The 19095-nt window shown below is 54.9% G+C and carries 14 protein-coding genes; 6 read left to right on the forward strand and 8 right to left on the reverse strand.

The genetic code is table 11. The features are described 5' to 3' along the window. Window positions 1-8 precede the first annotated feature (8 nt). On the forward strand, window positions 9-656 hold the full coding sequence (locus CMQ96_RS15700) for an MBL fold metallo-hydrolase (RefSeq protein ID WP_004871622.1): 648 nt from the start codon (window positions 9-11) through the stop codon (window positions 654-656). Between the two features lie 60 nt (window positions 657-716). On the opposite strand, the gene CMQ96_RS15705 is transcribed toward CMQ96_RS15700, so the two are convergent. The 4 genes from CMQ96_RS15705 to pncB form a co-directional block, all read right to left on the reverse strand. Continuing rightward, entirely contained in the window at window positions 717-1907 is a 1191-nt protein-coding gene (locus tag CMQ96_RS15705; RefSeq protein WP_004137615.1) for an amino acid aminotransferase, read from the reverse strand. A 187-nt stretch (window positions 1908-2094) separates the two neighbouring features. Next, a complete protein-coding gene (locus CMQ96_RS15710; RefSeq protein WP_064342411.1) occupies window positions 2095-3180 on the reverse strand; it encodes a porin in 1086 nt (361 codons plus the stop codon). 591 nt (window positions 3181-3771) lie between these two features. After that, entirely contained in the window at window positions 3772-5172 is a 1401-nt protein-coding gene (gene asnS / locus CMQ96_RS15715) for an asparagine--tRNA ligase (RefSeq protein WP_004130975.1), read from the reverse strand. A 303-nt stretch (window positions 5173-5475) separates the two neighbouring features. Then, window positions 5476-6678 carry a nicotinate phosphoribosyltransferase gene (gene pncB, locus CMQ96_RS15720; RefSeq protein ID WP_004871590.1) on the reverse strand — a complete coding sequence of 401 codons (1203 nt, stop codon included), beginning with the start codon at window positions 6676-6678 and terminating at the stop codon, window positions 5476-5478. A 328-nt stretch (window positions 6679-7006) separates the two neighbouring features. Here pncB and pepN point away from each other — a divergent pair, with 328 nt between their 5' ends. Next, entirely contained in the window at window positions 7007-9622 is a 2616-nt protein-coding gene (gene pepN, locus CMQ96_RS15725; RefSeq protein WP_098067003.1) for an aminopeptidase N, read from the forward strand. 66 nt (window positions 9623-9688) lie between these two features. On the opposite strand, the gene ssuB is transcribed toward pepN, so the two are convergent. Genes ssuB through ssuE form a run of 3 tightly spaced genes read right to left on the reverse strand, consistent with a single transcriptional unit; the run spans window position 9689 to window position 11882 of the window. Continuing rightward, window positions 9689-10462, reverse strand: a complete 774-nt coding sequence (ssuB, locus tag CMQ96_RS15730) for an aliphatic sulfonates ABC transporter ATP-binding protein (RefSeq protein WP_098067004.1) — start codon at window positions 10460-10462, stop codon at window positions 9689-9691. Continuing rightward, on the reverse strand, window positions 10459-11250 hold the full coding sequence (gene ssuC, locus CMQ96_RS15735; RefSeq protein ID WP_004130990.1) for an aliphatic sulfonate ABC transporter permease SsuC: 792 nt from the start codon (window positions 11248-11250) through the stop codon (window positions 10459-10461). Before ssuC ends, ssuB begins: the two co-directional genes overlap by 4 nt. A 56-nt stretch (window positions 11251-11306) precedes the next feature. Next, window positions 11307-11882 carry an NADPH-dependent FMN reductase gene (gene ssuE / locus CMQ96_RS15740; protein WP_098067005.1) on the reverse strand — a complete coding sequence of 192 codons (576 nt, stop codon included), beginning with the start codon at window positions 11880-11882 and terminating at the stop codon, window positions 11307-11309. A 248-nt stretch (window positions 11883-12130) separates the two neighbouring features. Between ssuE and pyrD the strand changes: the two genes are divergently transcribed. Continuing rightward, on the forward strand, window positions 12131-13141 hold the full coding sequence (gene pyrD / locus CMQ96_RS15745) for a quinone-dependent dihydroorotate dehydrogenase (protein WP_004130996.1): 1011 nt from the start codon (window positions 12131-12133) through the stop codon (window positions 13139-13141). A 168-nt stretch (window positions 13142-13309) separates the two neighbouring features. Then, a complete protein-coding gene (zapC, locus tag CMQ96_RS15750; protein ID WP_004130998.1) occupies window positions 13310-13852 on the forward strand; it encodes a cell division protein ZapC in 543 nt (180 codons plus the stop codon). Here the strand turns inward: zapC and CMQ96_RS15755 are convergent. Then, window positions 13849-14958 carry a YcbX family protein gene (locus CMQ96_RS15755; RefSeq protein WP_024360059.1) on the reverse strand — a complete coding sequence of 370 codons (1110 nt, stop codon included), beginning with the start codon at window positions 14956-14958 and terminating at the stop codon, window positions 13849-13851. The genes zapC and CMQ96_RS15755 overlap by 4 nt on opposite strands. A gap of 98 nt (window positions 14959-15056) precedes the next feature. On the opposite strand from CMQ96_RS15755, the gene rlmKL reads away from it, so the two are divergent. Continuing rightward, window positions 15057-17162: a bifunctional 23S rRNA (guanine(2069)-N(7))-methyltransferase RlmK/23S rRNA (guanine(2445)-N(2))-methyltransferase RlmL gene (gene rlmKL / locus CMQ96_RS15760; protein ID WP_098067006.1), complete on the forward strand. Its 2106-nt coding sequence runs from the start codon at window positions 15057-15059 to the stop codon at window positions 17160-17162. Window positions 17163-17174: 12 nt separating this feature from the next. Next, window positions 17175-19082 (forward strand): ABC transporter ATP-binding protein, encoded by a 1908-nt coding sequence (locus CMQ96_RS15765; RefSeq protein WP_024360058.1) that lies wholly within the window; start codon window positions 17175-17177, stop codon window positions 19080-19082. The last annotated feature ends 13 nt before the right edge of the window (window positions 19083-19095 follow it).

A 19095-nucleotide genomic window follows, 5' to 3' on the forward strand; every position in this document is an offset into this window, starting at 1 on the left:
GGAGCCTCATGAACTATCGTATTATTCCGGTTACCGCGTTCGCGCAGAACTGTTCTTTAATCTGGTGTGAACAAACCAAACTGGCGGCGCTGGTCGATCCCGGCGGTGACGCTGAGCGAATCAAACAGGAAGTCGCGGCGGCAGGCGTTAGCCTGATGCAGATTCTGCTCACGCACGGTCATCTCGATCATGTTGGCGCGGCGGCGGAGCTGGCGCAGCATTATGGCGTGCCGATTATTGGTCCGGAAAAAGAAGATGAGTTCTGGCTGGAAGGATTGCCGGCGCAGAGCCGGATGTTTGGTCTTGAAGACTGTCAGCCGCTGCAGCCCGATCGCTGGCTGAACGAAGGCGATGCGGTTAGCGTGGGGAATATTTCCCTGCAGGTGCTGCACTGTCCTGGCCATACGCCGGGGCACGTAGTCTTCTTTGATCCGGCTTGCCGACTGCTGATTTCCGGCGATGTGATTTTTAAAGGCGGAGTAGGGCGTAGCGACTTCCCTCGCGGCGACCATAATCAACTGATCGATGCGATTAAACGCAAACTATTGCCGCTGGGCGATGACGTGTCGTTTATTCCTGGCCATGGCCCTATGTCGACGCTTGGCTATGAGCGTCTGCATAACCCTTTCCTGCAGGATGAAATGCCGGTCTGGTGACCGGAGCCAGAATGTAAAAAAGGCCGCAAATGCGGCCTTTTGTTTGTCCTGAGCTTGAGGTTACAGCACGGCGACAATCGCTTCGCATAGCGGCGCCATGTTGTCAGGCGTCATACCAGCGACGTTTATACGTCCGGACGCCACCGCGTAAATCCCGAACTCTTCACGCAGACGCAATACCTGCTCTTTGGTCAGACCGCTGAACGAGAACATCCCGTTTTGCTGAATGATGAAAGAGAAATCGCGGCTGGCGCCTTTTTCCTGCAGGGTATTCACGAACAGCAGGCGCATACGCTGGATGCGTTGACGCATGTCGGTCAACTCTTGTTCCCAGATAGCGCGCAGCGCGTCATTGCTGAGAATCGTCGCCACTACCGAGGCGCCGTGAGCCGGTGGGTTAGAGTAGTTAGCGCGAATGACGGACTTCATCTGGCTGAACGCGCGGTCTACCGTTTCCTGGTCCGCGGCAACCAGCGTACAGGCGCCTACGCGTTCGTTGTACAGGCCAAAGTTCTTCGAGTAGGAGCTGGAAACCAGCAGCTCTTTATGCAGCGCAGCGAAAGCGCGCAGGCCTTCCGCGTCTTCTTCCAGACCGCGGGCAAAGCCCTGATAGGCGAAGTCAAACAGCGGCAGCCAGCCTTTCTCTACCGACAGCTGCGCCAGCTGTTGCCACTGCTCAAGCGTCGGATCGATACCGGTAGGGTTGTGGCAGCAGCCGTGGAACAGCACCACGTCGCCGGCCTGGGCTTCGTTCAGGCTGGCCAGCAGACCGTCGAAGTCGAGTTTGTGGTTAGCGGCGTCGTAATAGGTATATTCGCGAACTTCCAGGCCGGCTGAATTAAATACGCTTTTATGGTTCGGCCAGGAAGGGTTGCTCACCCAAATACGTTTTGCATCGGTGTTCTTCGCCAGGAAATCGGCGGCGACGCGCAGGCCGCCTGTACCGCCCGGCGTTTGGGCGGTGCGAGCGCGTTTATCATTGATAATTGCGCTTCCTTTCCCAAACAGAAGCTCCTGGGTGCAGCGACCAAATTCGGGGATACCATCAATGCTCAGGTAGTTCTTGGTGGTTTCATTTTCCAGCAGATACTGCTCTGCTTTTTTCACGCTAGTCAGGACCGGTGTTTTACCCGTTTCATCTTTATAAACACCAATTCCAAGATTAATTTTTGTTGGGCGGTCATCGGCACGAAACAGATCGGCCAGGCCCAGAATTGGGTCGGCAGGGGCGGCGGTAATGTTCTCAAACATGACGAGGTTCCATTGTGATTACTGAAGGGAAATCCGCTATCAGGTTAACGGGAGTTATGTTAATTGCCAACCGTTTGCGACAAAAAGCGAGAAGGTTTTTGAAAGTTACGATCTTCCTCTCAGGAAAGCAGAAAAGCAGGACCGAAGTCCTGCTTTTTAGGCATATCACGAAGGGGTGTACTGCAGATTAGAACTGGTAAACGATACCCACTGCGGCCTGGTCGTCGGTCGCAACGCCAGCGGCTTTGGTGTAATCGTTGTCGTCCAGCTGGTTGAATTTATACGCAGCGTAGACGTTCATGTTTTTGTTGAAGTAGTACCAGGTACCCACTTCGACATATTTAACCAGGTCAGCATCGCCGCCGGAGAAGCCAGCGCGAGAGCGCAGGTCTTTACCTTTAGTCTGTACGTAGCCGATGGACGGACGCAGGCCGAAGTCGAACTGATACTGAACGACGGCTTCGAAGTTCTGAGTTTTGTTAGCGAAGTAGTTGCCTTCGTTTTCCGGCGTCATGTTGTAGGTCTGGGAGTACATGACCGCAGCGTAGACGTTGTTCGCGTCATATTTAGCGGAGGTTGCCCATGCTTCAGCTTTTTCGCCCTGACGGTCAGCTTTCTGATCGCCGCTGCGGTTGGAGTTCGCATAGCCTGCGGACAGCGCTACGCCGTTGTCAAACGCGTAGGTTGCCGCGGTGCTGAAGCCGTCGCCGTTTTGTTTCTTAACATCACGACTAGAAGCGTCGTTTTTACCCTGGTACTGCAGCGCGAAGCTCAGACCGTCAACCAGACCGAAGAAGTCAGAGTTACGGTAGGTTGCAACGCCGTTGGTACGCGCGGTCATGAAGTTGTCGGTATAGCTCCAGCCGTCGCCGCCCCATTCAACCAGCATGTCGGTTGCCGCTTCGACGTCGTAGATGGCGCCATAGTTACGACCGTAGTCGAATGAACCATATTCACCGGCTTTTAAGCCTGCGAAAGCCAGACGAGTTTTGGTGGTCTGTTTACCTTCAACATTGGACGCATCCATGTTGTATTCCCACTGACCGTAGCCGATCAGCTGATCGTTGATCTGGGTTTCGCCTTTCAGGCCGATACGGGCGTAAGTGGTATCATCGCTGCTGGTGTCGCCGTTGGTGGTCCAAACGTGCTCGCCAACCATTTTCCCGTAGAAGTCCAGTTTGTTGCCGTTTTTGTTATAGATTTCTGCAGCGTTAGCTGCACCGGCTACCAGCAGGGCAGGAATTACCGCTGCCAGAATTTTGCGCTTCATCATTATTTATTACCCTCATTTATATTTTTTTATGAACACTTGCCACTGCCGCCAATAAGTTTCGTCAATAAAAATTTACGGAACTATTGATGATAGTTTGGTGTCTGGAGGCATCTTTCCATTCAGAACAACGTTTCGCTAGCCTGAAAATGCTACCAATATCTCATATGAGTAACAAAAGGAAATTCTATGTAACCAAATATGTATTTTTGGGAACTTTGTGAACTCAATCAACATTCCGGTCGTATTTGCTGACAAAATCACCTTCCTTTATATATCTATATGAATTAATTATGATTAATTTAGATAAGAGAGGGTTTGCGCATTTTGCATCTGCATTTTGCTTTATTTTTATTCAAATCTTGTCGTTGCAAGTTGTGCTGCGTGTGGTTAAAAAACGAGCAATATAATCAGCATGTTTGCCAGTTTATGAACAAAAGGTGCGGTTTTAATTAGCGGTCGCTAATGAAATAGTGCGTAACATAATTGTGAATCATGACGGTTGATGTTTAAGTTTCCTGATATTCGTTAACGTAAATTGACATAAAAAAAGGCCAGCTTGCGCTGGCCTTTGACAAAAATTGCAGAAAAAAATCAGAATGTCGCGTTACGCGGGGTCCGCGGGAACGGAATGACGTCACGAACGTTCTGCACGCCGGTCACGTAAGCGATCAGACGTTCAAAGCCCAGACCGAAACCGGAGTGCGGCACGGTGCCGTAACGGCGCAGGTCGCGATACCACCAGTAGTCTTCTTTATTAAGGCCCATTTCCGCCATACGCGCGTCAAGCACGTCCAGGCGTTCTTCACGCTGGGAGCCGCCGATGATTTCACCGATGCCCGGCGCCAGGACGTCCATAGCGGCGACGGTTTTACCGTCTTCGTTAAGGCGCATATAGAACGCCTTAATATCTTTCGGATAGTTTTTCACGACAACCGGCGCTTTAAAGTGCTCTTCCGCCAGATAGCGTTCGTGCTCGGAGGAGAGATCCACGCCCCAGTACACCGGGTTTTCGAACTGCTTACCGCAATTTTCCAGAATGGTGACCGCGTCAGTGTAATCAACCTGGGCAAAATCAGCGGAAACGAAACGCTGCAGGCGGTCGATGGCGTCTTTATCAACCCGTTCGGCAAAGAACTGCATGTCATCAGCGCGCTCTTCGAGAACGGCTTTGAAAACGTACTTCAGCATCGCTTCCGCCAGACCTGCCACATCGTTCAGGTTAGCAAAGGCGACTTCCGGCTCCAGCATCCAGAACTCCGCCAGATGGCGGCTGGTGTTGGAGTTTTCCGCGCGGAAGGTCGGGCCAAAGGTGTAGATTTTAGACAGCGCGCAGGCATAGGTTTCGCCGTTCAGCTGGCCGGAAACGGTCAGGAACGACTCTTTGCCGAAGAAGTCTTTATCGAAATCGACTTTGCCCTGGTCGTTGCGCGGCAGGTTTTCCAGATCCAGCGTTGAAACGCGGAACATCTCGCCGGCGCCTTCAGTGTCGGAAGCGGTAATCAGCGGAGTAGAAACCCAGAAGAAACCCTGCTCGTCGAAGAAACGGTGCAGCGCCTGCGCCAGCGTATGGCGAACGCGCGCCACCGCGCCAATCAGGTTGGTGCGCGGACGCAGGTGGGCAACTTCACGCAGATACTCAATGCTATGGCGTTTAGCCGCCATCGGATAAGTATCCGGATCTTCCACCCAGCCGCTGACTTCAACATGGCTGGCCTGGATTTCAAAGCTCTGGCCCTGTCCCTGAGACGCCACGACTTTGCCGGTTACCACGACCGAGCAGCCGGTAGTCAGGCGCAGGACTTCCTGATTGTAATTGGGAAGAGAATTACTAATAACGGCCTGTACAGGATCAAAGCAGGAACCGTCATAGACGGCGAGGAAAGAAAAGCCAGCTTTAGAATCTCGGCGGGTACGCACCCATCCGCGCACGGTGACTTCGCTGTCAACGGCAACGCGGCCCTGGAGTACGTCGGCTACAGGCACAACGCTCATAATAGTCTCTCTTGTTAGTCCAATAGAAAAATCTGTATTCCCCTTCAGCAGGGGGATATCTATGTTACCTGTCATCTTCCATCAGACAAGTAGATTTCGCACAAGAAAGGGGGCTTTTAGGAAATAAATAAGGAGATCGCCTTCTTTGCTGCGGGAGAGCCTGATATTAAGAGGGATTCGTTCATAGTGATTATCCCATGCAGGGCGAACGGGATTCTTAACGCTTGATAAAGTCTCGGGATGATAAGTGGAGGCTAATAAAAATGCGTCCGTTTTGGTGGACGCATTTTGTCTTTATATGACCTAGCTGGCTTTTTTAACCGGCGGCAGATCGAAGGCTTTGCGCAGAGCGCGGACGAACGCTTTGTCGTGGCAAATTGTTTTACCCGGGCTGTCAGAAAGTTTAGCGACAGGCTTACCGTTGCACTCCACCAGCTTGATAACAATATTCAGCGGCTTCACCTGGGGAATATCGCAGGTTAAACGCGTACCGATACCGAAGCTCAGATTCACCCGCGAGGAGAAGTGGCGATAGAGATCAAGCGCTTTTGTCAGGTCGAGATTATCGGAAAATACCAGCACTTTGCTCAGTGGGTCGATGCCCAGCTTTTTGTAGTGGGCGATAGCCTTCTCGCCCCATTCGACCGGGTCTCCGGAGTCGTGGCGCAGTCCCTGATAACGGGTCGCGAATTCCGGTCCGAAATCGCGCAGGAAAGCATCCATCGTAATGCAGTCGGTCAGGGCAATCCCCAGCCGATCGGGATACTCTTCCAGCCAGGCCGCGAGGGCCGCGCGCTGGCTGCTTGCCAGGTTCGGGCTGATCTGTTGATGCGCCTGGAACCATTCGTGCGCCTGGGTTCCCATCGGCGTCAGATTCAGACGACGCGCCAGATCGTAATTGCTGGTGCCGGTGAACCAGGGTTCCTGCTGAAGACGCTGAACAATGGCCTGCTGCACTTCGCGCGAGAAGCGGCGGCGGGTACCGAAATCCATCAGGCGGAAGCCCGACATATCGATATCAGCCGTGAGGCGGTTAAAGTCAGTTAGCTTATGCTCGAGCGTGTCCAGCGCGAGATTGACGCTGATTTCCGGCGAGCGATAGTGATGCACCAACTCGCTTATCACCGCCAGCAGCGGGACTTCCCACATAATGACTTCAAGCCAGGGCCCGGAAAGGCGGATATTCAGCTTGCCGTTGTCATTAATGACGGTAACCTGGCGCGGGTCGTAGCGGAAGCCGCGTAGCCACTCAAGATAGTCTGGCGCAAAGAAGGGCAGGCTCGACAACCAGTGATATTCATCGTCCTGTAGCCTCAGGTCGCGCATCGTCTCAACCTGCTCGCGAATCGCATCGGCGTAGATGCCGAGCAAATCATCCCCACGGCAGCGGAACTCCGCCGCAACCTGTACATCATTGTAGCGGTGGAAGACAGCCTGCTGCATGTGCAGCTTATAGGCATCCGTATCAAGCAACGAGTGCAGTACAGGAGAAGTGAATTGGGTCATGGTGCGCAGTAGCATCCTCTCACTGGAGCGTTTCCATCAAAACCAAAGCGGTAAAAAGGAGGCGGAGTATACCTGTAATACCCGACTCTGTCCCGCGGCGACGGCTGATGGCGACGCTGACGGTCATTTGCGAGGCCTAGTTTAATATATTGAACACGCATCACACCACAAGCTTTGCGCCTGGTCGAGCGCATTTCGTGCCTCTTGTGTTATCAAAATGTAGCAATTTTCATGTTTAGCATTGAAAAGATGAAGATTCTGCATAGCGAGATTTGCGCAACAGGAATAGACTGAGTCGACACTTTACAGGACACGCTAAAGGTTTTTTATGACACAACAGCCCCAAGCCAAATACCGCCACGACTATCGTGCGCCGGAGTATCTGATTAGCGATATCGATTTGACCTTTGACCTGGATGCCGCGAAAACCGTAGTGACGGCTGAGAGCAAGGTCTCCCGCCAGGCGGCTACGTCTGATGTGCCATTGCGTCTGGATGGCGAAGACCTGACGCTGGTCTCTCTGCAGGTTAACGGCCAACCGTGGAGCGACTACAAGGAAGAAAATAACCAACTGGTCATTAGCGGTTTACCGGAACATTTCACCCTGACCATCGTCAACGAAATCAGCCCCGCGGCGAATACCGCGCTGGAAGGACTGTATCAGTCCGGCGAAGCGCTGTGTACCCAGTGCGAAGCGGAAGGCTTCCGCCATATTACCTGGTATCTGGACCGCCCGGACGTTCTGGCGCGCTTCACCACCAGAATCATCGCCGATAAAGCAAAATACCCGTTCCTGCTCTCCAACGGTAACCGCGTGGCCCAGGGCGAGCTGGAAAACGGCCGCCACTGGATCCAGTGGCAGGATCCGTTCCCGAAACCGTGCTACCTGTTTGCGCTGGTGGCCGGCGATTTCGACGTCCTGCGCGATACCTTCAAAACGCGTTCGGGGCGTGAAGTCGCGCTGGAGCTGTACGTTGACCGCGGCAATCTTGACCGCGCGCCATGGGCGATGACCTCGCTGCAAAATTCAATGAAGTGGGACGAAACCCGCTTTGGTCTCGAGTACGACCTCGACATTTATATGATTGTCGCCGTCGACTTCTTCAATATGGGCGCCATGGAGAACAAAGGGCTTAACGTCTTTAACTCCAAATACGTGCTGGCGCGTACCGATACCGCGACCGATAAAGACTATCTGGATATCGAACGCGTCATTGGTCACGAATATTTCCATAACTGGACCGGCAACCGCGTCACCTGCCGCGACTGGTTCCAGCTTAGCCTGAAAGAGGGCCTGACCGTTTTCCGCGATCAGGAGTTCAGCTCCGATCTCGGCTCTCGCGCGGTCAACCGCATCAATAACGTACGTACCATGCGCGGCCTGCAGTTCGCCGAAGACGCCAGCCCGATGGCGCATCCGATTCGCCCGGACAGCGTGATTGAAATGAACAACTTCTACACCCTGACGGTGTATGAGAAGGGCGCGGAAGTGATCCGCATGCTGCATACCCTGCTGGGCGAAGAGAATTTCCAGAAAGGAATGCAGCTCTATTTTGAACGCCACGACGGTAGCGCCGCGACCTGCGATGATTTTGTCCAGGCGATGGAAGACGCTTCCAACGTCGATTTGTCCCATTTCCGCCGCTGGTATAGCCAGTCCGGTACGCCGATTGTCACCGTCCATGACGACTACAATCCGGAAACGGAGCAGTACACCCTGACCATCAGCCAGCGCACGCCGCCGACGTCAGAACAGGCGGAGAAGCTGCCGCTGCATATCCCATTCGATATCGAGCTGTACGATAACGAAGGCAAAGTGATCCCTCTGCAGAAGGGCGGCCATCCGGTGCATCACGTACTGAACGTGACCCAGGCGGAGCAGACTTTTGTTTTCGACAACGTCTACTTCCAGCCGGTCCCGGCGCTGCTTTGCGAGTTTTCCGCGCCGGTGAAGCTGGAGTACAAATGGAGCGATCAGCAGCTGACCTTCCTGATGCGCCACGCGCGGAATGATTTCTCCCGCTGGGACGCGGCGCAGAGCCTGCTGGCGACCTATATCAAACTCAACGTCAACCGTCACCAGCAGGGGCAGCCGCTGTCGCTGCCGATCCACGTAGCCGATGCGTTCCGTGCGATTCTGCTGGATGAGAAGATCGATCCGGCGCTGGCGGCGGAGATCCTGACCCTGCCTTCGGCAAATGAAATGGCGGAGCTGTTTGCGATTATCGATCCGATCGCCATCGCCGCGGTGCGCGAAGCGCTGACCCGCACGCTGGCGAAAGAGCTGGCGGACGAGTTCCTGGCGGTTTACAACGCCAATAAGCTCGACAGCTACCGCGTTGAGCATGCCGATATCGGCAAGCGTTCTCTGCGTAACACCTGCCTGCGCTACCTGGCGTTTGGCGATGCCGGACTGGCGGATAAACTGGTTAGCGCGCAGTATCATCAAGCGGACAATATGACCGACTCGCTGGCGGCGCTGACGGCGGCCGTAGCGGCCCAGCTGCCGTGCCGTGATGCGCTGATGCAGGAGTATGACGACAAATGGCACCAGGACGGTCTGGTCATGGATAAATGGTTTATCCTGCAGTCCACCAGCCCGGCGGATAACGCCCTGGAGACGGTTCGCGGCCTGTTGAATCATCGCTCGTTCAGCATGGGTAACCCGAACCGCGTCCGTTCCCTGATCGGCGCCTTTGCCGGCAGCAACCCGGCGGCGTTCCACGCCGAAGACGGTAGCGGTTATCAGTTCCTGGTCGAGATGCTGACTGAACTGAACAGCCGCAACCCGCAGGTTGCTTCGCGTCTCATTGAACCGCTGATTCGCCTGAAGCGCTACGACGAGAAGCGTCAGGCGCTGATGCGCGGGGCGCTGGAGCAGCTGAAAGGTCTGGAGAATCTTTCCGGGGATCTGTTCGAGAAAATCAGCAAAGCGCTGGCGTAACAGTGATGTGATTTCCGGCCATGGCGCAGCTGCGCTGTGGCCGGATGTTATAAAAACGACGGCGGTTCAGCCGTGTCTGGCTAAGCGCGGCGCAGACTCGTTCTGGCCGCGCTGCATTACCCGATTCAAAACTTCCGCTTCCAGTTCGCCCAGCTTCGCCGAACCCGTGCGCCGCGGACGTGGAATGTCCACCAGCAGATCCAGCCCTATCTTCCCCTCTTCAATCAGCAAAACGCGATCGGCCATCGCCACCGCCTCGCTGACGTCGTGGGTGACCAGCAGGACGGTAAATCCATGTTCCTGCCACAGCGAGACAATCAGATCCTGCATCTCGAGGCGAGTGAGCGCGTCCAGCGCGCCCAGCGGTTCATCAAGCAGTAATAATCCGGGGCGATGAATTATCGCGCGAGCCAGCGCCACGCGCTGCTTTTGCCCGCCGGAAAGCGCTGCGGGCCATTCACCGGCGCGGTCTTCAAGGCCGACGCTCGCCAGCGCCCTGAGCGCGGCCTCGCGCCACTGGCCTTTCAGCCCGAGGCCGACATTATCGATCACCGTTTTCCACGGCAGCAGGCGGGAATCCTGAAACATCATCCGGGTATCGTCCTGGATTTGCGCCAGCGGGGTCGAACCCGCCAGCAGCTGTCCGGCATTGGGTTTTTCCAGCCCGGCCAGCAGACGCAGCAGGGTGCTTTTACCGCCGCCGCTGCGCCCGACCACCGCGACGAATTGCCCGGTGGGAATATGAAGATCGAGTTCATTCAGAATCGTCTTGCTGCCGTAACGTTTGCTTACGCCGTTAAGCAGCAGTGGGATCCCCGGATTAAGACGCGCGGTGGTCATGCGTTGGCCTCCTGAAGGTGATAGGCCGGATTCCAGCGCAGCCAGACGCGTTCAAGCAGCTGGGCGCTGAAGTCGGCCAGTTTGCCGAGAATAGCGTAAAGAATAATGGCGACGACCACGACATCGGTCTGCAGAAATTCGCGGGCGTTCATCGCCAGATAGCCGATACCGGCGTTAGCCGAGATGGTTTCGGCCACGATGAGCGTTAACCACATCAGGCCGAGCGCAAAACGGATGCCGACCATAATGGAGGGCAGGGCGCCGGGCAGGATCACGTGGCGGAAGAGAGCAAAACCCGATAAGCCGTAGCTGCGGGCCATCTCGACCAGTCCCCGGTCAATATTTCGAATACCGTGCCAGGTGTTGATATAAATCGGGAACATGGTTCCCAGCGCCACGAGGAAGATTTTGGCGCTCTCATCGATGCCGAACCATAAAATAACCAGCGGAATCAGCGCGAGGTGCGGCACGTTGCGCAGCATCTGAATGGAGGTATCCAGCAGGCGTTCGCCCCAGCGCGACAGGCCGCTAATCAGCCCGAGAACCAGGCCAATAGAACCGCCGATGCTAAAACCAATAAGCGCCCGCCATGAGCTGATAGCCAGATGCTGCCAGAGCTCGCCGCTGGCGGAGAGCGTCCAGAAGGCTTTTAGCACTCCTTCCGGCGACGGTAAAATACGGGTCGATAGCCAACCGACGGAGGAGGCGAATTGCCAGACGATCACGCTGCCGACCGGCAAAAGCCAGGGGGCTACGCGGATCAGGAATTTTTGCGAAAGCGTCGCCATAAAGTGTTCCTTTATTCTTGACCGTTTTGCCTGGATAGGGGCATCAACGCGGGTTTTTAAACATGCGCAACCCGCTGTAAATTTTTCAGCGCCGGCGCGCGGCTGCTGGGACGATGCAGCGCTTGCCAGAAGGTTTCCAGCGCCTGGTCGAGGCGACCCTGCAGATTCGGGGTAAATTGCGGTTTATGCTGATAATCCGTGACCTGACTATCATCAGCAAAAACGCCGTGCAGGATCTCCTGGGCTTTCAGCGCGTTGAGTACCGGTTTTAAGGCGTAATCCACCGCTAGCATATGGGCGATGGTTCCGCCGGTAGCCAGCGGCAGAACGATTTTTCCCTCCAGCGCGCGTTCCGGCAGCAGGTCCAGAAGCGTCTTTAACGCACCGGAAAAAGAGGCTTTATAGACGGGGGTCGCGATGATCAGCCCATCGGCGCCGGCAAGCTGTTCATTCAGCGCATGGAGGGCGGGGTTATCAAAGCGAGCGTAAAGCAGGTCTTCCGGGGCAAAATTCTGCAGGTGCCAGTGGCAGACTTCAATATCCGCCCCGGAGAGCGTCTCTCTGGCGTATTCCAGAAGCGCGCTGGAGCGGGAAGGGTAACGCGGGCTGCCCGCAAGTGTGATGACTCGCATACTCACTCCTTATAACTAAATATTCGCATTTATCTATAATTGATAACATTTAGCTGCAGTGTGACAGAGCGCTTTTATTTCCCTAAATGATTTATCCGGCGTTGGATTGTCAGAAAGTGCATAACGGAAGGGGCGAAAGTAAACGTTTGCGTCGGAGGTAAGATTTTTTGTCGTAGGTCAATTCCCTTTCCGGGGTGGATCGCACATAATACGCCCCCGGTTTGCACACCGGGAATCCAGGAGAGTTCATGTACTACCCCTTCGTACGTAAAGCCCTTTTTCAGCTCGATCCTGAGCGCGCTCATGAAGTCACTTTTCAACAATTACGCCGTGTTTCGGGTACCCCACTGGAAATGTTGGTTCGCCAGAAGGTGCCGACAAAACCGGTGACCTGTATGGGACTCACATTTAAGAACCCGCTGGGCTTGGCCGCCGGGCTGGATAAAAACGGCGAGTGCATTGATGCGCTCGGCGCGATGGGTTTTGGTTCCATTGAAATTGGCACCGTGACCCCACGCCCGCAGCCAGGCAACGATAAGCCAAGGATCTTCCGCCTGGTCGATGCTGAAGGGTTGATCAACCGCATGGGCTTTAATAACCACGGTGTTGATAACCTCGTTGAGAACGTAAAAAAGGCGCATTTTGACGGCATTCTGGGGATTAATATTGGCAAGAATAAAGATACCCCGGTAGAACAAGGCAAAGATGATTATCTGATTTGTATGGAAAAAATCTATGCTTATGCCGGCTATATCGCCATTAATATCTCTTCGCCGAATACCCCAGGCTTGCGTACTTTACAATACGGAGACGCACTGGATGATTTGCTCTCTGGTATTAAAAATAAGCAACGTGAGCTACAAGAGAAGCATCAGAAATATGTTCCTGTGGCCGTGAAGATCGCCCCGGATCTTTCCGTCGAAGAATTGATCCAGGTGGCGGACAGTTTAGTCCGGCATAATATAGATGGCGTGATTGCCACCAATACAACTTTGGATCGATCGCTGGTACAGGGGATGAAACATTGTGATGAAACCGGTGGGCTTAGCGGACGTCCGTTGCAGCTAAAGAGTACGGAAATTATCCGTATGCTGTCTGCGGAATTAAATGGCCGTCTGCCCATTATCGGAGTCGGCGGTATTGACTCGGTGATTGCCGCCCGGGAAAAGATAGCCGCCGGAGCGACGCTGGTGCAGATTTATTCCGGATTTATTTTTAAAGGTCCGCCGCTGATTAAAGAAATTGTTACCCATATCTAATCTTTTCCCCTTCTGATACTTCACCAGGGCTTTATTTATAGCCCTGGTTGTTTTATATTCCTTCATTGTTGCTTATTTAAACATTTTAGTCTTTTCTTAATTTTGGAAATATTCTGTAGCAGTTTACCTGTTTATTACAGATGGAAGTGGAAGAGGACGGGGGTAGAAATGCGGATCAAACCTGACGATAACTGGCGCTGGTATTACGATGAAGAGCATGACCGTATGATGCTCGATCTGGCCAATGGCATGTTATTCAGGTCGCGTTTTGCCCGACGGATGTTGACGCCCGACGCCTTCGCGCCTTCCGGATTTTGCGTTGATGACGCTGCGCTCTATTTCTCATTTGAAGAAAAATGCCGCGACCTCGAATTAACAAAAGAACAGCGCGCAGAATTAGTACTTAATGCGCTGGTCGCCATTCGTTTTCTCAAACCGCAAATGCCGAAAAGCTGGCACTTCAATACTCATGAAGAAAGCTGGCAGCCCGGCGTTGGCGATGCCGCCAGCGCATGGCTCAGCGATACTGGCCAGCAGGTCAATCTGCTGGTGGTTGAACCCGGCGAAAACGCCGCGCTATGCCTGTTAGCGCAGCCCGGATTGACGCTTGCCGGGCGCGTGATGCAGCTGGGCGACGTGATTAAAATTATGAATGACAGACTGCAGCCAGCGCCAGGCGTCGCCAGCTACAGCCTGGGCCAGGCGGTTTAAGGCGCCAGCCTCACCGCGGTTTTCGGTACGCAGCTACAGCACAGAATCGTGCCATCGGCGGCTACCGCGTTTTTCTTCAGCGCGCTGACTTCCCCTTCTTCCAGCCGGATGCGGCAGCTGCCGCAGATTCCTGCCCGACAGGAGTAAGGAATGCGAATTCCCTGTTGTTCCAGCTGCTCCAGCAGGATTTGCTGATTATTACCGGTAAAACTCACTCCCTGCCACGCTATTTCCACCGTCGCGTTCTGCTGCGCTTCAGGTGCCGGCGTATCGTCACTATCGCCTGCGCCGTAGGCCTTCGCCGGGCCGCGGGCCAGTACTTCTAACTCATCGCCAACGCGGATTACGCCGCTGTTTCGCGCGATCAGATTCTGGCCGAAATCGACATCGCCGTTGTCCAGCGCCGTGCGGAAACGCTGTAGCGTGCTTAAGGGCTCGCCGGCAGGATGCTTTTGCCCGCGCTCCGGGCTGACGGTGGTCAATACGCAGCGGCTGCACGGTTTAGCGACATCAAAAACGACCTCGCCAATGCGTACCACTTTCCACGTATCCTCCTCCCAGGCGGCTGCGCCAGTTACCAGAAGATTCGGGCGAAACTGTTCTATGCTTACGCTGGCTGGACAACGTTTTTGCAAATCGCGTAGTGAAGCCTCATTGGCCAGCAGATAGGGAAAACCGTCGGCGAAGGAGAGGGGAACGGCATCGTGGCGTTGCACCCTGCGGCTAAGCTGCGGCCCCAGCCAGCGGAGCTGAACGTTGCGGTTAAAGAACCCGCTTAGCCACTGGTTGACCGCGGACGGGGCAATCAGGGCGGTAAAGTGGTTGCCCCAGACTTCGGTAGGCTCCTGCTGCGTCGAGAAATCGCTGAAGCGGACCACCGCGCTGCTGCCGTCCGGCGCGGTCAGATGCAGACCATCATGGAGTGGCGCCGGAATAAACTTGACCATTTGCGGAAACTGACGGGCGGTGATGAAGGTGCCATCAGTTTCCGTCACCATAAATATACGATCGAAGGCCAGCCCGCTGATGTCTGCATAAGCGTGGCTCAGGCCAATTCCCCGCATTGATTTGACGGGATGAATAAAAAGACGCGAAAGGGTGACCATACGCTGCCCCTGGCTTTAAAAATAAGCCTTTAACTTTATGACATGGGGCGCATATTGGCTATAATGCGCACCAATTTTCTTTTAGTAAAAGTGACGATATGAATTCTCTGTTTGCCAGTACGGCTCGTGGGCTGGAAGAGCTGTTAAAAACTGAACTGGAAGGACTGGGCGCGATGGACTGCCAGTTGGTCCAGGGCGGGGTCCATTTTCAGGGAGATACGCGGTTGCTGTATCAAAGCCTGATGTGGAGCCGGCTGGCTTCGCGGATTATGCTGCCGCTGGGGCAGTGCAGCGTCTACAGCGACCTGGATCTGTATCTTGGCGTACAGGCTATTCCATGGACCGAGATTTTCAGCCAGGATGCCACTTTTGCCGTGCACTTTAGCGGGCTGAACGAAGAGATTCGTAACAGCCAGTACGGAGCGTTGAAGGTTAAAGACGCCATCGTCGACAGCTTTACGCGTAAGAACCTGCCGCGTCCCAACGTCGATCGCGAAAACCCCGATCTGCGTATTAACGTCTGGCTAAATAAAGAGACCGCGCATATTTCCCTGGATCTCAGCGGCGAGGGCCTGCACCTGCGCGGCTACCGCGACGGGACCGGCATGGCGCCAATCAAAGAAAACCTGGCCGCGGCGATAGTGATGCGTTCCGGCTGGGCCTCGGGTACGCCGCTGCTCGATCCGATGTGCGGATCCGGTACGCTGCTGATTGAAGCGGCGATGCTGGCCACCGATCGTGCGCCGGGTTTACACCGCGGTCATTGGGGTTTTGGCGGCTGGGCGCAGCATGACGATGCTATCTGGAAAGAAGTGAAAGCCGAAGCGCAAACCCGCGCCCGTCAGGGACTGGCGGCGTATGAGTCGCGCTTTTACGGTTCCGACGTTGACGCCCGCGTTATCGAACGCGCGCAGCGTAACGCCCGCCGCGCCGGTATTGGCGAACTGATTACCTTCGAAGTGAAAGATGTTGCCCAGTTGAGCAATCCGCTGCCGAAGGGCCCTTACGGCACGGTTATAAGCAACCCGCCGTACGGCGAGCGTCTGGAGAGTGAACCGGCGCTGATTGCCCTGCATAGCCTGCTGGGGCGGATTATGAAGAACCAGTTTGGCGGCTGGAACCTGTCGCTGTTTAGCGCCTCGCCGGATCTGCTGAGCTGCCTGCAGCTTCGTGCTGATAAACAGTTTAAAGCGAAAAACGGCCCGCTCGACTGCGTCCAGAAGAACTACCATCTTGCAGAAAACGAAGGCGGCAAAACCGCGATGCTGGCGGAAGATTTCGCCAACCGCCTGCGCAAGAACCTGAAAAAATACGAGAAGTGGGCGCGTCAGGAAGGTATTGAATGCTATCGCCTGTATGATGCCGACCTCCCGGAGTATAACGTCGCCATCGACCGCTACGCCGATTGGGTGGTGGTGCAGGAGTACGCGCCGCCGAAAACCGTTGACGCGCATAAAGCCCGCCAGCGCTTATTTGATATTATTGCCGCCACCATTGCGGTACTGGGGATTGCGCCGAACAAGCTGGTGCTGAAAACCCGCGAGCGGCAGAAAGGTAAAAACCAGTATCAGAAAATGGGCGAGAAAGGCGAATTCATTGAGGTGCAGGAGTATAATGCGCGTCTGTGGGTCAACCTGACCGATTACCTGGATACCGGCCTGTTCCTCGACCACCGTATCGCTCGCCGCATGCTGGGGCAGATGAGCAAAGGCAAAGACTTCCTCAACCTGTTCTCCTACACCGGCAGCGCCAGCGTTCACGCCGGCCTTGGCGGCGCGCGCTCCACGACGACGGTCGATATGTCCCGTACCTATCTTGAATGGGCTGAACGTAACCTGCGCCTCAATGGCTTAACCGGCCGCGCGCATCGCCTGATGCAGGCCGATGTGCTGGGCTGGCTGCGTGAGACGACCGAACAGTTCGACCTGATCTTTATCGATCCGCCAACCTTCTCCAACTCCAAGCGTATGGATGATGCGTTTGACGTTCAGCGCGACCATTTGCGTCTGATGACCGATTTAAAACGTCTGCTGCGTAAAGGCGGCACGATTATGTTCTCGAACAACAAACGCGGTTTCCGTATGGATCATGACGGGCTGGCGCAGCTGGGCCTGAAGGCGCAGGAGATCACGCAAAAAACGCTGTCTCAGGATTTTGCCCGTAACCGTCAGATTCACAACTGCTGGCTGATTACCGCAGCCTGAAAGGAATAAAGAATGTCTTTAATTAGTATGCACGGCGCCTGGCTCTCTTTCAGCGATGCGCCGCTGCTGGATAATGCTGAACTGCATATCGAAGATAACGAACGCGTCTGCCTGGTTGGACGCAACGGTGCGGGTAAATCGACCCTGATGAAGATCCTCAATCGTGAACAGGGTCTCGATGACGGGCGCATTATCTATGAACTGGATCTGGTTGTGGCACGTTTACAGCAGGATCCGCCGCGTAATGTTACCGGCACCGTTTACGACTTTGTGGCCGAAGGGATTGCGGAACAAGCGGCTTACCTCAAGGGTTATCACGATGTTTCGCAGCTGGTGATGACCGATCCGAGTGATAAGAATCTGAACGAACTGGCGCGTCTGCAGGAGCAGCTGGATAATTTAGGCCTGTGGCAGCTCGATAGCCGCATTAATGAAGTGCTGGAACAGCTCAATCTCGATCCTAACGCCGAGCTCTCCTCGCTTTCCGGCGGCTGGCTGCGTAAAGCGGCTCTTGGCCGCGCGCTGGTCAGCGGGCCGCGCGTGCTGCTGCTCGATGAACCGACCAACCACCTCGATATTGAAACTATCGACTGGCTGGAAGGTTTCCTGAAGATGTTCAAAGGCACCATTATTTTTATTTCGCACGATCGTTCCTTTATCCGCAATATGGCGACGCGAATCGTCGATCTCGATCGCGGCAAGCTGGTGACCTATCCAGGTAACTACGATCAGTATCTGTTGGATAAAGAAGAAGCGCTGCGCGTGGAAGAATTGCAGAACGCGGAGTTCGATCGCAAGCTGGCGCAGGAAGAAGTGTGGATCCGCCAGGGGATCAAAGCGCGTCGTACCCGTAACGAAGGGCGCGTACGGGCGTTAAAAGCCATGCGTCGCGAGCGCGGTGAGCGCCGTGAAGTGATGGGCAGCGCGAAGATGCAGGTCGAAGAGGCCGCGCGTTCGGGCAAGATCGTGTTCGAAATGGAGAACGTCAACTACCAGGTTGATGGCAAGGTGCTGGTGAAAGATTTCACCGCCCAAATCCAGCGCGGCGACAAAATTGCGTTGATTGGCCCCAACGGCTGCGGGAAAACCACGCTGCTGAAGCTGATGCTTGGTCAGCTGCAGGCGGATAGCGGACGCATTCACGTGGGTACCAAGCTGGAGGTCGCTTACTTCGACCAGCACCGCGCGGAACTTGATCCGGATAAAACGGTGATGGATAACCTCGCGGAAGGTAAACAGGAAGTGATGGTGAACGGCAAGCCGCGCCACGTCCTGGGCTATCTGCAGGACTTTATGTTCCATCCAAAACGCGCGATGACGCCGGTGCGCGCGCTGTCGGGCGGTGAGCGTAACCGTCTGCTGCTGGCGCGTCTGTTCCTCAAGCCCAGCAACCTGTTGATTCTCGATGAACCGACAAACGATCTGGATGTCGAAACCCTGGAACTGCTGGAAGAGCTGGTTGACGGCTATCAGGGAACCGTGATGCTGGTTAGCCACGACCGTCAGTTTGTTGATAACACGGTTACGGAGTGTTGGATCTTCGAAGGCGCGGGACAAATTGGTCAATACGTCGGCGGCTATCATGACGCCCGCGGTCAGCAGGCCCAGTATCTGGCGAAAAAGCAGTCGGTTTCTAAAAAGTCTGTTGAAGTTGCTCAACCGAAAGCAGAAAGTGTCAAACGCGCTGCCAGCAAACTAAGCTATAACCTGCAGCGCGAGCTGGAGCAGCTGCCGCAGAAACTGGAAGAGCTGGAAGCCCAGCTGCAGAAGTTGCAGGAGCAGGTTGCCGACCCTTCTTTCTTTGGGCAATCGCATGACCATACGCAGCAGGTGCTTGCGCAGCTGAGTGAAGCGGAGCAGGCGCTGGAAACCGCCTTCGAACGCTGGGAATATCTCGAAGGATTAAAAAACGGCGCATAAGCTGAGGAGTTTT

The sequence above is a fragment of the Klebsiella sp. MBT K-1 genome (assembly GCF_002556465.1).
In the GTDB taxonomy this organism is placed as follows: domain Bacteria; phylum Pseudomonadota; class Gammaproteobacteria; order Enterobacterales; family Enterobacteriaceae; genus Klebsiella; species Klebsiella grimontii.

Bases quoted from the DNA above. Each gene is read 5' to 3' on its own strand.
- asnS (WP_004130975.1), bottom strand. From the start codon at position 5,172: ATGAGCGTTGTGCCTGTAGCCGACGTACTCCAGGGCCGCGTTGCCGTT.
- ssuC (WP_004130990.1), bottom strand. From the start codon at position 11,250: ATGGCGACGCTTTCGCAAAAATTCCTGATCCGCGTAGCCCCCTGGCTT.
- pepN (WP_098067003.1), top strand. From the start codon at position 7,007: ATGACACAACAGCCCCAAGCCAAATACCGCCACGACTATCGTGCGCCG.
- pyrD (WP_004130996.1), top strand. From the start codon at position 12,131: ATGTACTACCCCTTCGTACGTAAAGCCCTTTTTCAGCTCGATCCTGAG.
- CMQ96_RS15755 (WP_024360059.1), bottom strand. From the start codon at position 14,958: ATGGTCACCCTTTCGCGTCTTTTTATTCATCCCGTCAAATCAATGCGG.
- ssuE (WP_098067005.1), bottom strand. From the start codon at position 11,882: ATGCGAGTCATCACACTTGCGGGCAGCCCGCGTTACCCTTCCCGCTCC.
- rlmKL (WP_098067006.1), top strand. From the start codon at position 15,057: ATGAATTCTCTGTTTGCCAGTACGGCTCGTGGGCTGGAAGAGCTGTTA.
- CMQ96_RS15710 (WP_064342411.1), bottom strand. From the start codon at position 3,180: ATGATGAAGCGCAAAATTCTGGCAGCGGTAATTCCTGCCCTGCTGGTA.
- ssuB (WP_098067004.1), bottom strand. From the start codon at position 10,462: ATGACCACCGCGCGTCTTAATCCGGGGATCCCACTGCTGCTTAACGGC.
- zapC (WP_004130998.1), top strand. From the start codon at position 13,310: ATGCGGATCAAACCTGACGATAACTGGCGCTGGTATTACGATGAAGAG.
- CMQ96_RS15700 (WP_004871622.1), top strand. From the start codon at position 9: ATGAACTATCGTATTATTCCGGTTACCGCGTTCGCGCAGAACTGTTCT.
- CMQ96_RS15705 (WP_004137615.1), bottom strand. From the start codon at position 1,907: ATGTTTGAGAACATTACCGCCGCCCCTGCCGACCCAATTCTGGGCCTG.
- CMQ96_RS15765 (WP_024360058.1), top strand. From the start codon at position 17,175: ATGTCTTTAATTAGTATGCACGGCGCCTGGCTCTCTTTCAGCGATGCG.
- pncB (WP_004871590.1), bottom strand. From the start codon at position 6,678: ATGACCCAATTCACTTCTCCTGTACTGCACTCGTTGCTTGATACGGAT.